12 protein-coding genes and 1 tRNA gene are annotated in these 12,832 nt (G+C 64.1%); all 13 read left to right on the top strand.

Annotated features, from left to right (window positions below):
• A partial coding sequence (locus AB5405_RS05900) for an NADH-quinone oxidoreductase subunit B family protein (protein ID WP_368137871.1) occupies nt 1–529 on the top strand: 529 nt, incomplete at its 5' end.
• On the top strand, nt 530–1,111 hold the full coding sequence (locus AB5405_RS05895; protein WP_368137870.1) for a formate hydrogenlyase maturation HycH family protein: 582 nt from the start codon (nt 530–532) through the stop codon (nt 1,109–1,111).
• A complete protein-coding gene (gene hycI / locus AB5405_RS05890; RefSeq protein WP_368137869.1) occupies nt 1,111–1,614 on the top strand; it encodes a hydrogenase maturation peptidase HycI in 504 nt (167 codons plus the stop codon). The genes AB5405_RS05895 and hycI overlap by 1 nt, the downstream gene beginning before the upstream one ends.
• A gap of 39 nt (nt 1,615–1,653) precedes the next feature.
• Nucleotides 1,654–2,493, top strand: a complete 840-nt coding sequence (locus AB5405_RS05885; RefSeq protein WP_346981844.1) for a formate/nitrite transporter family protein — start codon at nt 1,654–1,656, stop codon at nt 2,491–2,493.
• 122 nt (nt 2,494–2,615) lie between these two features.
• On the top strand, nt 2,616–4,733 hold the full coding sequence (locus tag AB5405_RS05880) for a molybdopterin-containing oxidoreductase family protein (protein ID WP_368137868.1): 2,118 nt from the start codon (nt 2,616–2,618) through the stop codon (nt 4,731–4,733).
• A gap of 75 nt (nt 4,734–4,808) precedes the next feature.
• Nucleotides 4,809–6,266: an L-seryl-tRNA(Sec) selenium transferase gene (gene selA / locus AB5405_RS05875; protein ID WP_368137867.1), complete on the top strand. Its 1,458-nt coding sequence runs from the start codon at nt 4,809–4,811 to the stop codon at nt 6,264–6,266.
• A complete protein-coding gene (gene selB / locus AB5405_RS05870) occupies nt 6,263–8,230 on the top strand; it encodes a selenocysteine-specific translation elongation factor (RefSeq protein WP_368137866.1) in 1,968 nt (655 codons plus the stop codon). The genes selA and selB overlap by 4 nt, the downstream gene beginning before the upstream one ends.
• 136 nt (nt 8,231–8,366) lie before the next feature.
• Nucleotides 8,367–8,463 (top strand) — tRNA-Sec (locus AB5405_RS05865).
• Between the two features lie 154 nt (nt 8,464–8,617).
• On the top strand, nt 8,618–9,250 hold the full coding sequence (gene mobA / locus AB5405_RS05860; protein WP_368137865.1) for a molybdenum cofactor guanylyltransferase: 633 nt from the start codon (nt 8,618–8,620) through the stop codon (nt 9,248–9,250).
• Between the two features lie 15 nt (nt 9,251–9,265).
• Nucleotides 9,266–9,661 (top strand): putative Se/S carrier protein, encoded by a 396-nt coding sequence (locus AB5405_RS05855; RefSeq protein WP_195361366.1) that lies wholly within the window; start codon nt 9,266–9,268, stop codon nt 9,659–9,661.
• A gap of 257 nt (nt 9,662–9,918) precedes the next feature.
• On the top strand, nt 9,919–11,274 hold the full coding sequence (gene gdhA, locus AB5405_RS05850; RefSeq protein ID WP_099431586.1) for an NADP-specific glutamate dehydrogenase: 1,356 nt from the start codon (nt 9,919–9,921) through the stop codon (nt 11,272–11,274).
• A gap of 241 nt (nt 11,275–11,515) precedes the next feature.
• Nucleotides 11,516–12,418, top strand: a complete 903-nt coding sequence (locus AB5405_RS05845; RefSeq protein WP_368137864.1) for an FAD binding domain-containing protein — start codon at nt 11,516–11,518, stop codon at nt 12,416–12,418.
• A partial coding sequence (locus AB5405_RS05840) for a (2Fe-2S)-binding protein (protein WP_368137863.1) occupies nt 12,418–12,832 on the top strand: 415 nt, incomplete at its 3' end. The genes AB5405_RS05845 and AB5405_RS05840, both read left to right, overlap by 1 nt.

Below are 12,832 nucleotides of genomic sequence, written 5' to 3'. Positions count from 1 at the left end.
CACCGGCGCCGTGACGCGTGCCATGCGCATGCCGGCCCTGCGCGTCTTTGAGGCCGCACCCGATCCCAAGATCGTGGTGTCCTATGGCGCGTGCGGCTGCACCGGTGGCATCTTCTACGACAACTACTGCGTCTGGGGCGGCACGGACAAGATCCTGCCGGTCGATGTCTACATCCCCGGCTGCCCGCCCAGCCCCGCGCAGACCATCTACGGCTTTGCCATGGCGCTCGGTCTGCTGGACCAAAAGCTTCATGCCGAGACCACGGTGGAGGCCGCCGGCGAGCAGGCCGATATCCTGCACCCCGGCGTGCCGTACAAGCTGCGCGTTGCCATCGAGCGCGAGGCTCGCGCCATGAGCGGCTACCGTTACGGCCGCGACCTGGCCAACGAGTTTATGGACACGCTTGAGGGCGCGCCCAAGGGCGATATCCGCGGTGCCATGGCGCTGCTCATCGACAAGCAGGACGATCCGCGCCGCGTCGAGGTGTACTCGGCGCTGCAGGATCTGGTGCTGGCCGGAGGTCGCTAGATGGAGCTCACGGACCGCTCTGGTTACTTTGCGGGCCCCGGTATGCTCGGCGGCTCTTTTGGCGATGCCTCGCGCGCAAGCGACGAGGCCGCCGAGGGCGTCGCCGACCCCTGCCTGGACCACGCGCCCGACCAGGTGGTCTTCTACGAGCTCACGCGTAAGTTTGTGGAGACCGAGGAAGACGTTCCCCAGGAGGCCTGCGACGTGCTGTACTACACGCTCGCCGTGGGCCACCACACCGGCGTGCTCGACTGCTTTGAGCCGCGCCTGTCGGTGCCGGTGAACGTGTTCTATTCGCTCGTCGACGTGCTGCCGGAGGGTGAGGCCAAGACCAAGTTTGAGGCCATCCGTTCCTTTGGCGAGTGCCAGCTCGACAAGGCGGCGGTGCCGTCGCTGCTCGAGGCCTGCGATATGCTGCTCGACGAGCGCGGTTTTCGCGGGTCGGCCAAGGCCGGCATCTCGGTGTTCGACGACGACTTTGGCCTGCATGCCCAGCAGGTCGCGTTTCTGATGAAGTTCCGCGATCTGGTTGAGCGCGTGCGCGATGTGTCGGGCGTGTACCTGACGGGAAGGTTGCAGTAATGGGTCGCGTTGTGGATGGACGTGTGAACGGCGCCCCGTTTGCGGGTATCGTGCTCACGGCGGGAAGCGTGCTGCGTGCCGACGATGCAGCCGGCCCCGTGCTCTCCAAAAAGATGGAGGACGCGCCCATTGCCGGTTGGTACACCATCGACGGTGGCCAAACGCCCGAGGACGACATCATCGAGGTCAAGCGCGAGCGTCCGCCTCGCCTTGTCTTGGTCGATGCCGCCGACATGGCGCTGCCCGTCGGGTCTATCCGCCTGCTCGATAAGCGCGATGTGGCCCGCAAGTCGATGTTCACCACGCATTCGCTCCCTTTGTCGATTCTGATCGAGGAAATCGAGCAATCGTGCGAAGATATCGTATTCATAGGGATTCAGCCGGGCGATACGGAGTTTTACAACCCCATGTCCCCGGAGGTCTTTGAGGCTGTCGACGCCGTGTACGACGCCGTGGCCGCCAACGACTTTTCCCACTTTGTCCGCTTGGGGCAAGAGCAATAGGAGCTCTTGTCCCTGCTGATTAGGAAAGAAGTGATTGACATGGCAGATTCCAAAGTGGAGTATCCCGCTCCCGATTGCCTGGCGCCCGCCGCGATCGAGGCCAAGACCGAGGCCGCCGGCGTGACCAAGGCTAACCTGCCGGTCGCTAAGGCCTTTCTGTTGGCAATGTTCGCCGGCGCGTTCATTGCCTTCGGTGGCCTGTTCTTTACCGTATTCTTGAGCGATAGCACGCTGGGCTGGGGCGCCCAGCGCGTCGTGGGCGGTCTGTGCTTTTGCCTGGGCCTGGTGCTGGTGCTGGTGTGCGGCGCCGAGCTGTTCACCGGCAACTCGCTTATGGTCTGCGCGCTCAAGAGCAAAAAGATCACCCTGGCTCAGATGCTCAAGGCATGGCTCGTCGTGTGGCTTGGTAACTTTGCCGGTGCCCTGTTCATCGTCTTTTTGGTGTACATGGCCGGCATTTACAAGCTCAACGGCGAGGCGGTTGCCAATTCCATGGTGAGCGTCGCCGCCGGCAAGGTGACGGTCGACTGGGTGACGATCTTCTTCCGTGGCATCCTGTGCAACATCTTTGTGTGCCTGGCCGTGTGGATCGGTACCGCCGGCAAGACCGTGGTCGATAAGGTTGTGGGCATTCTGCTGCCCATCGCCGCCTTTGTGGCCTGCGGTTTTGAGCACTGCGTCGCCAACATGTACTTTTTGCCAATGGGCGCTGTGATGCACGCGTGCGGCTATGGTGCCGACGTCGCCGGCGCCGATGCGCTCAACGCCGCGGGCATTGCGTTTAACCTGTCCGCCGCCACGCTGGGCAACATCGTGGGCGGCGCGGTTCTGGTCGCGCTCGGCTACTGGTTTATCTACGCCAAGAAGTCCGAGGCGTAAGGTATCGTCTGTTTGACGTTGGGCCTCCCGCGGGGCGTTGCCGTGCGGGAGGCTTTTTGGGTCTGGGGCTCGTTGCCGGGCTGTTGGCCTGTTGTGTTTGGCTGGTGAAAGGGGTAATCGAGATGGTATCTGCTGCGAAGCGTGACGGTCGCGCCGTGGTGACGACATGCGGGGGATGCTATGCCGATTGCGCCTTTGCAGCCCATGTTGAGGATGGGCGTGTGATGGCTGAGTTGCCGGTTGTGGGGCATCCGTGCGCGGCGCGTGCCCTATGCGCCCGCGGACGGCATCGTCTGGCAATGCCGTTTGACGAGCGCGATCGCATCGTGCACCCCATGCGACGCCGCCAGGATGGCTTGGGGTTCGATGCGATTTCCTGGGACGAGGCGTTTGCCCAGATTGCCGAGCGTCTTTTGGGGATTGTTGGCGAGCGCGGGCCCCGTGCACTGGGCATGACGCTCGGCGTGCCCTCGTTCGACCGCTACTGGGCGTATCGTTTTATGCATGCGCTGGGCTCGCCCAACGTGTACGGTGCCGACGGTGCCTGCGAGGTAAGCCGACTTACCGGTTGGGAGCACAGCTTGGGCTATAGTCCCGCCTCCGACCTTGCGCACACCGATTGCATCATGTATCTGGGGCGCTCCATTGTCGATTCGTCGACGATGGGGGCCGTTGATGCGCTCAACGATGCCCGTCGCCGTGGGGCGAAGATTATCGTGGTCGACCCCCGGCGCAGTGGCTCGGCTGCGCTTGCCGACCGCTGGCTGCGCGTGCGCCCGGGCTGCGACTTGGCGCTGCTGTTGGGTATTGTCCACGTGTTGATTGCCGAGGACCTGTACGATCACGAGTTCGTGACCCGCTATACCACGGGCTTTGACGAGCTGGCGCAGGCGGCCAGTGCTTGGACACCCGAGTGGGCCGAATCGATGTGCGACGTGCCGGCCGCAGAGATTGTCGCCACGGCGCTCGATCTCGCTGCCGCCGCGCCTGCCGCTGTGGTGGATGCGGGTTTTCATGGTGGCATCGGCATCGCGTATGCCAATAGCACCCAGACCGCACGCGCTATCTGCTTGGTCGATGTGCTGCTGGGCTGTATTGGACATGCGGGTGGCGCGCTCAATCCGCCCACACCGCTTTCACTGGGCGACCTCGATCCCACGCGCTTTGCGACGCCGCCGGTGCCGCGCGAGCCCAAGCTGGGGTCCGAGCGCTATCCACTGGTCGATCCGGTGCGCGGGCTGTGCACGACCATCGGTCAGTCGATTCTTGCTGGCGATTTGCGTGGGCTCATCGTCTATGCCAGTAACCCCGGTGCGGGCTATGGCAATGCACAGGCTTGGCTGGGTATTTTGCAGAAGCTCGACTTGCTCGTGACGATTGATATTCGCTGGTCCGAGACGGCGCGTGCTTCTGACTTCGTGCTGCCCGACGTGACGTATCTGGAGGCCGACCGCGGCGTGGGCACGGTCGTGGGCGTCAACGATTCGCGGGTGTTCTACCGCAACGCCGTGCTGCCCGTGCAGCATGACGGCACGCGTCCCGGTCGGGAGATTTTTGCCGGTCTGGCACAGGCGTGTGGTGTGGGCGAGTACTTCCAGTTTACGTCTGACGATCTGGCGGCTGCCCAGGTGGCGCCTTTTGGAATCAATCTGGACGAGCTCAAGGAGCGCGGCTGGGCCGACACGGGTGTTGCGTTGTCGTCGCGTACGGGCGAGCCGGCGATTCCCTTGGATGGCGGCAAAATTGCGCTGGCAAGCGACGTATGGGAACGAGCCGGCCTGGGTCGTGTGCCCAACTGGATCGCGCCCATGGTGGAGCCCGGCCCGGGGATGTTTCGTCTCATTAGCGGCAACCGTCCCTTTGAGTCGCACACTTCGCGAAGGCTTGCGGCCCAAGGTGCCGCCGAGGCTGGATCGGACCTGGATGCCGTGCAGATGAATGCCGATGCCGCTGCGCGCATGGGTATTGCCGACGGCGAGATCGTCGAACTCGTGAGCGATATGGGCCGCGACCGCGTGCGCGTGGAGACGACGCCGTATCTGCATCCGGCGTGCATCTTTACGTCGGCCGCCCCCGGTGGGCGTTCGTTTGGCGCCGATGCCGGTGGCGCTCAGGCCTTGGGCGTGGGCCCGCTCGACCATACACCGTTGCGTTGGGACCCGTTGACGGGCGCCGCGCTCACTCAGGAAAACGCCGTTCGCGTGGAAAAGATCGCGAAGCACGTGGATAATAACGACTGATTGATTCAGCAGATTGATTCGGCTGGTTTTTGATGAACGACCGACTGATCTGCCCCTGGTTTTGAAAGGCTGCACATGAGCGATAGCCATAACATGTCCGATGAGGTGCGCGCCCGCCTGCGCGCCATTCCCTCCGTCAACGAGCTGCTCGCAGAGTGGCCGGTGGTGAAGGCGGCGGGGGAGACCTGCGACGCGGTGGTGCATGCCGCCGTCACGGCCGAGCTCGACGAGGAGCGCGCCGCCATTCGCGCCGGCGCCGCCCCGCGCTCTAAGCGCGACCTGGCTTCGGCCATCGAGTGGCGTGCGCACCGCTCCGCGCTGCCGAGCCTGCGCCCTGCCGTCAACGCAACGGGCGTGGTCATCCATACCAACTTGGGTCGCGCCCCGCTCGCTGAATCGGCCGCCAAGGCCGTGGCCGAGGTCGCGCGCGGGTACAGTACGCTCGAGTACAGCGTGGACACCTGTTCGCGCGGGTCGCGCAAGGAGCACGCCGCGCAGCTGATTCGCTCTCTCACCGGTGCCGAGGACGCGCTTGTGGTCAACAACAACGCCGCCGCGGTGCTGCTGGTGCTGGCGACCCATGCCGCAGGCAAGGAGGTCATCGTCAGCCGCGGCGAGCTTGTCGAGATAGGCGGCAGCTTCCGCATCCCCGATGTCATGGCGGCTTCGGGCGCCAAACTCGTCGAGGTCGGCGCCACCAACCGCACGCACCTGGGCGACTACGAGCGCGCCATCACGCCCGAAACGGCCATGATCCTTAAGGTCCATCCTTCCAACTATCGCATCGAGGGCTTTCACGAGGAGGTGGGCTCTCGGGAGCTTGCCGCTCTGGCCCACAAGCATGGCCTGCTGTTCTACGAGGACCAGGGGTCGGGCGCGCTGTTGCCCGACGACATCTTGGTGCGCGGCGGCGAAGAAACCACGCCGGCTTCGGTTTTGGCAGGGCTCGATCTGGTGTCGTGCTCGGGCGATAAACTGCTTGGTGCAGCACAGGCGGGCATTATCATGGGCCGTCGTGACCTGGTCCAGGCCTGTGGGTCACATCCGCTTATGCGCGCCTTGCGTCCGGGTAAGCTCGCACTGGCGGCGCTCGAGGCTACACTGCGCATCTACATGGATGGGGCGGATGTGGCCCATCGCGAGGTGCCGGTGCTCAACATGCTCACGCTCCCGCAGGCTCATCTGGAGCGTCGTGCCCGCAAGCTGCGCGATCGGATGGTCGCCGGGCTCGATAAGGCCGGTTGCCCGTGCGCCGTTCAGGTGGAGATCGTCGAGGAGTCGTCGACCCCTGGTGGCGGCTCGCTGCCTACCGTGGAGCTGCCCACCATGTGCGTTGCCGTGTGCCTCGTCGATGAGCGTCTTTCCGTTGACGCACTCAAGCGCTCGCTCGTCCAAGATTTCGACACGCCGGTCGTCACGCGCGCCTCGCACGATCGCGTTCTGTTTGACGTGCGCACACTCGTGGGTGACCGCGATATCGAGACGGCGGCAACGACGCTCGTCGCGTGCGTTAAGAAGGCGATTGCTCGATGAGTGAGGTTCAAGCGCTGGTGGAGTGTCCCGTTATCGTTGGCACGGCGGGCCACGTCGACCACGGTAAGTCGGCACTGATCGAGGCGTTGACCGGCAAGAATCCCGACCGTCTTGAGGTCGAGCGCCGTCGCGGTATGACCGTGGAGCTGGGCTTTGGCGAGCTGGCGCTGCCGTGTGGCAAGATCGTCGGCCTGGTCGACGTGCCGGGGCATGCCCATTACCTGCGCGCCATGGTGCAGGGTGCGACGGGCATCGACGTTGCCGTGCTGGTGGTTTCGGCCGTCGAGGGCGTGATGCCGCAGACCCGCGAGCACGTGCATGTGCTGGAGCTGCTGGGCGTTACGCACATGGTGGTCGCGCTGACGATGTGCGACCTGGCCGATAGCGAGATGGTTGATCTGGCCGAGCTCGATGTCGATGACTTTTTGTCGGGTACTGTGTTTGCGGGCGCGCCAATTGTGCCCGTGTCGTCTAAGACGGGCGAGGGGATTGACGGGCTGCTTGCGGTGCTCGACGAGCAGGTGGGTGTCTGCTGGGATACCTGTCGCGAGCGTGCCGAGCGGAGCGATGCCGCGCCGCGCCTGCCGATTGACCGCTGCTTTACGATCAAGGGCGCCGGCACCGTCGTGACGGGAACGCTGCACGATGCGCCGGTTGCGGTGGGCGATGAGCTCGTCGCGCTGCCGTCGCGCACGGTCTGCCGTGTCCGCGGGATTCAGGTGCATGGCGATACGCCGCGCGCGCTGCCTGGGCAACGCGTGGCGCTCAACCTGGTTGGTGACGGTGTCTCGGCGCTTGACCGTGGCGAGATGCTGGGCGTGGCGGACCGCTTTGGTCAGACGTTGCGCTTTATGATGACGTTTACGTATCTGGGTCGCGAGGGAGCCAAGCCGCGCGTGCTCGAGTCGGGCACGCGCGTGCATGTGATGGCGGGTACGGCTGAGGTCGTCGGTCGCATCATGTTCATGGAGGGCGAGGCCCCCATGGCGGTGGGCGAGACCCGTAATGTTCAGGTGCGCTTGGAAAACTCGCTGCCGCTACGCGCCGGGGACCATGTCGTGGTGCTGTCCTATTCGCCCGTGATGCTTATTGGCGGCGGGCGCGTGCTGCTTTCGCGCTGCCGTCGCTCGCGCGAGCTTGCTGAAGGGGAGCGTGCGCTGTATGCGGCGCTCGAGTCCGGCGATATCGCGGGAGGTGTGGGCACTTGGCTGGCGTTGCAGACGCTGCCGGTTACGGCGGTTGATGTTGCCGAGGCTTTGGATCTTGGTATCGGCGAGGTCGATGCCGCACTGCGTGGGTTGGTGGCGCAGGGCTCCGTTCGCAAGCTTGCCGCGGGCGATGCGGACCTCCTGGCGGATGCCGTGGTGCTCGACGCCGCGATGGATGCACTGGCGGCGACCCTGTCGGCCATGCACGCGGCGGCTCCCAAGGAGACGGGCTTTACGCCTGGCGCCGTTGCCCATGCTGCGTGGCCTGCCGCTGATGATGGCGTTGCCGCGGCTCTGATTGCCGAGGGCTGCTCGCGTGGCGTGTGCGCCGCCGAGGGCGCCGAGGTATTCGATCCGCATTCGGCCGCCGCGGCGGCACGCGTGGTGCGCGAGGCCTGCGAACGTATCGTTGCCTTGCTGGACGAAGCCGGCCTCGATGCACCGATATTGCCCGAGGTGGGCGAGCAGTTGCAGCTCGATCGCGACACCATGACGCGTGCCCTGCGCGAGCTTTCGCTCAACCGCTCGATCGTTAAGGTCGAGCGCGACGTTGCCCTGTCCGCTGCCGCCGAGGCCCATGCGCGCGAGCTCGTCGCCGCCGCCATTGAGGCAGCCGGGGGCGCTGCCACTACGAGCGTGCTGCGCGAGGCCCTGGGCGTGTCGCGCAAACGCGCCATCAGCATCTTGGAGCACCTGGATGCCGTGCGCTTTACTGTGCTCGACAAGGAGGCCGGCGGCCTGAGGTCCCTGCGCTAGGCCACCCTTATCAGTTGCGGTGAAATAGTTCCTGTTTTTGGGGTCTTGCAGCCTAAGCAGGAACTATTCCACCGCAACTTCTTGCTCGTCTTTTTGGGATAGAGCCGTTTCGGTTTGGTAAAATACCGCCGCACTTGGGAACGGATGGGCTCCGGTGGGCTCCGCGGTCCTCAAAACCGTTGCGAGGCGTGCAAAACGTCTTGGATGTGTTCGATTCACATACGTTCCCGCCATACGCTACCAGCGCTTTTGTGCTCGCGGTCTTGCTGCGTGCCGCAAAGGCGCTGTTTTGTTTTTGCACGAGCTTTTCATAGCGCTGCTATTTCGGTGGCTGTATTTAGCTTCGTGCACCGGGTTTCGAGCATGCCGATGGAGGTGTTTTGCCGTATGACTACCGTAAGACGTGCCGATCTTTCTTGTGTCGTCCAAGCGGGTGGGCTGTCCTCGCGCATGGGCTGCGATAAGGCTCGCATGGCGTTTTGCGGCGAGCCGCTTATCGAACGCGTGCTGGGTCGGCTGGCGCCAGTTGCCGGCGAGTTGGTCGTGACGACTTCGCGTCCCAGCGAGCTTGCCTACCTTGAGGAGCGCGCGTTTGGCGGCCTGGTGCCGCGAATAGTGTCGGACCTTGAGGGGCCGGCGGGCGCCATGCGCGGCATCGCGAGTTCGCTGACTGCGGCCCGGCTGCCTCTCGTTGCTATCGTCGCCTGTGATATGCCGTTTGTCTCTTCGGAGCTAATCGGTGCCCTTGCTGGCTGTGTTGAGGCCGAGGCGCTCGACGTGTGCGTGCCGCGCGAGGAGCGGGGAATTGAGCCGCTTTGCGCCGTCTGGCGCCGTGACGCGTGTGCGCCGGTCGCCCAAGAGCTGCTCGCCTGCGACCGTCAGCGCATTCGCTGCCTGATTAATCGCGTTCAGGCTGGTTATATGGATGAGCCGCAGATCGTTAAGGCCGCGGGCTCGACGCTCTGCTTCGAGAACGTCAATACGCCCGAGGAGTTTGCGGCGGCCGAGTTGCTCGCCTAGACGATTGGAGTTGCCATGTCTCACGATATTTGTCCCGACACGGGAGAACCTTGCACTTGCGACGGGTCCGAACCCTGTACCTGCGGTTGCGGTGGCTGTGGACATACTGCGGAAGAGGAAGCGGCCGCCGCGGCGTATCGCGATGCACACCGCGAAGGCCCGTCCGGTGATGCTCTCGACCATGAACGCAAGATCATCGTTTCGTTCGATAGCACCTTCGATGTGATGGAATGCGAGCAGCTGTGCCTTGCCGCCGGTGTGCCCGGGCGCATCATGCCGCTGCCCGGCTCCATCACCGCCGGCTGCGGGCTGTGCTGGGCCATGCCGTTCTCGGGCGATGCACTCGCCGCCTTCCGCGCTGCCACCGAAGGCCGCATAACCCCCGCCGACTACCATCAGCTCGTCCTCTAACCGCCAACATCACCACAAAGGTGCCTGTCCCCAATGTGGTGGTTTGGAACATGTGGACGAAACAGGTTTGAAACACGGGTTTTGTGCGTCGGGCGCTCAAAAACGCTTCTACCTGCATCGTAATCAAAACGAAACATCCGCTCGTCGGCTTATGCGAAACTTTGCCGCAACAGTGCGATATTATCCATACTCGATAAAGCTCGCGGCGCATAGGGCGCCTCGAACGACACTTTTCTTTTCCATCAATTGGAGGAAGCATGAGCTACACGCAGAAAGTTCTCGACGAGCTCAAGGCCCGCTATCCCGAGCAGCCTGAGTTCATCCAGGCCGCGACCGAGATCCTCGGCACCATCCAGCCGGCGCTCGACGCCCACCCCGAGTACGAGGAGGCCGCCCTGCTGGAGCGCCTCGTCGAGCCCGAGCGCATCGTCATGTTCCGTGTTCCCTGGGTCGACGACCAGGGCAAGGTTCAGGTCAACCGCGGCTATCGCGTCGAGTTCAACTCTGCCATTGGACCCTACAAGGGCGGTCTGCGCTTTAACCCGACGGTCACCCTGGGTATGCTCAAGTTCCTGGGCCTGGAGCAGATCCTCAAGAACAGCCTGACCACCCTTCCCATGGGCGGCGGCAAGGGCGGTTCCGACTTTGACCCCAAGGGCAAGTCCAACAACGAGATCATGCACTTCTGCCAGTCCTTCATGACCGAGCTCTATCGCCACATCGGCCCCAACACCGACGTTCCCGCCGGCGACCTGGGCGTTGGCGGCCGCGAGGTTGCCTACCTGTTCGGTCAGTACAAGCGCCTGACCAACGAGTGGACCGGCGTCCTCACCGGCAAGGGTCTCTCCTTTGGCGGCTCGCTCGCCCGTACCGAGGCCACCGGCTACGGTCTGGTCTACTTTGTGGACGAGTACCTCAAGAGCCGCGGCGACTCCTTCGAGGGCAAGAACGTCGTTGTTCACGGCTCCGGTAACGTCGCCATTTACGCGGTCCAGAAGGTCGCTCAGCTCGGCGGCAAGGTGTTGGCCTGCTCCGACACCCATGGCTGGGTCGAGGATCCCGACGGCATCGACTACACCGTGCTCGAGCATGTCTACAACAAGAAGCGCTCCGGCCACGACAAGGGCGTTACACTCGCTATGTACGTCGACGAGAAGCCCAATGCCACGTGGCACGAGGGTGACGGCCGCGGCGTGTGGCAGCTGCCCTGCGACATCGCGCTGCCCTGCGCTCGCGAGAACACGCTGCTGCTCGAGGACGCCCAGGCGCTCGTCGCCAACGGCTGCAAGGTGGTCGGCGAGGGCGCGAACATGCCCACGACCATCGAGGCCACGACCTACTTCCAGGAGAACGGCGTCGCCTTTATGCCCGGTAAGGCTGCCAACGCCGGCGGCGTGCTCGTATCCGGCCTGGAGATGAGCCAGAACGCCGAGCACCTGTCCTGGACCTTCGAGGAGGTCGACGGCAAGCTCGAGCAGCTCATGCGCGGCATGTTCCACAACGTGGACGACACCGCCAAGGAGTACGGCCAGGAGGGCAACTTCGTCATGGGCGCCAACATCGCCGGCTTCCTGAAGGTCGCCGACGCCATGCTCGCCCAGGGCGTCTGCTAAATTTTCGCTTGATATAGCATGCGATAAGGCTCCCAGCTATCTGGCTGGGAGCCTTTTCTATTCCGGAGGACTCCTCATAACTTGCGGTGATATACGGACTGTTTTGCGTTCCAGAACGGCTAATCAGTCCGTATATCACCGCAAGTTATGGATGGGTGGGTGGATTTTGTCCTAAAACGGTGTGCGGCCCCTCGTTTGGTACACTTAAAAGTACTGGACAAGTGAAGAGATGGGGGAGAACGTGCTCAAGTTCGGTACCTACGTCCGTGTTGGAAACGCGGCCGAAGCCTATGAGCTCTTACAGAAGAACCGCAACAACAAGATTGTGGGCGGTGGCATCTGGATGCGCCTGGGCTCGCGTCGCGTTGCAACGGCGATTGACCTTTCGGCCTGCGGGCTCGATCAGATCGAGGAGACCGAGACCGAGTTTCGCATCGGTGCCATGTGCACCCTGCGCCAGCTCGAGCGCCATGCCGAGCTCAACGCGCTTGTCAACCATGTCTTTGAGTTCGCCGTCCACGATATCGTGGGCGTGCAGCTGCGCAACACTGCCACGGTGGGCGGCAGCATCTATGGTCGCTTTGGCTTCTCGGACGTGCTCTCCGCCTTCCTCGCGCTCGATTCCTATGTCGAGCTGACGGGCGCCGGCCGCGTGTCGCTCGCCGAGTTCGTGGACATGGGCTACGTGCGCGACGTGATCGAGCACATCGTGGTCGTCAAACACGACTACCGTGCGAGCTACGAGGCCGTGCGCAAGGCCGCGACCGACTTCCCCTCCTTAAACGTCACCGCCGCCTGGTGGGACAACAGCTGGCATGTTACCGTGGGTGCCCGCCCGCTGCGCGCGACCCTGCTGCAGGGCGAGGCATGTGGCCTTACCAACGAGCATCCTTCCGAGGACGAGCTGCGTGCCCTTGCCGCGTCCGTACGCGCGCTGAGCTACGGCACCAACTTGTGGGGCTCGGCCGAGTACCGCCGTCGCATCTCGGCGCCGCTTGCCGTGCAGGCCGTGCGCCGCGCCGCCGGCATCGAGCTTTCGGCCGCGCTTGCCCGCGAGCTCGAGACCGTGCAGATCCCCAAGTTTGCCACGGACGAGTATTCCTGCCGCCGCGTGCCCGGCGTCGATTCTAGCGAGGTGCGCTAATGGCTGCCAAACTCATCGATCTTTCCTTTACGCTCAACGGCCGCAAGGTCAAGGTTCAGATTGCCCCCGACACCATGCTCTTTGCGCTGCTGCGCGAGCAGGGGTGTGCGTCGGTGCGCTGTGCCTGCGAAACCACCAACTGCGGCCTGTGCACGGTGTGGCTCGACGGCGACCCGGTGCTGAGCTGCTCGGTTCCCGCCGCGCGCGTCGAGGGCCGCTCCATCACCACGCTCGAGGGCCTCAAGGCCGAGTCCGAGGCGCTCGCCCGCGCAATGGCTGCCGAAGGTGCCGAGCAGTGCGGTTTTTGCGCCCCTGGCCTTATCATGAACGTGCTGGCGCTTGCCCGCGCCGCCAAGGAGGACCCGAGCCTCGTCGCCACGCGCGAGGAGGTCTCGCGCCAGCTGGCCGGCAACC

Origin of the sequence: Collinsella aerofaciens (assembly GCF_040920445.1) — a bacterium.
GTDB lineage: Bacteria > Actinomycetota > Coriobacteriia > Coriobacteriales > Coriobacteriaceae > Collinsella > Collinsella aerofaciens_BH.
This window is presented reverse-complemented; position numbering and strand designations above follow the sequence as displayed.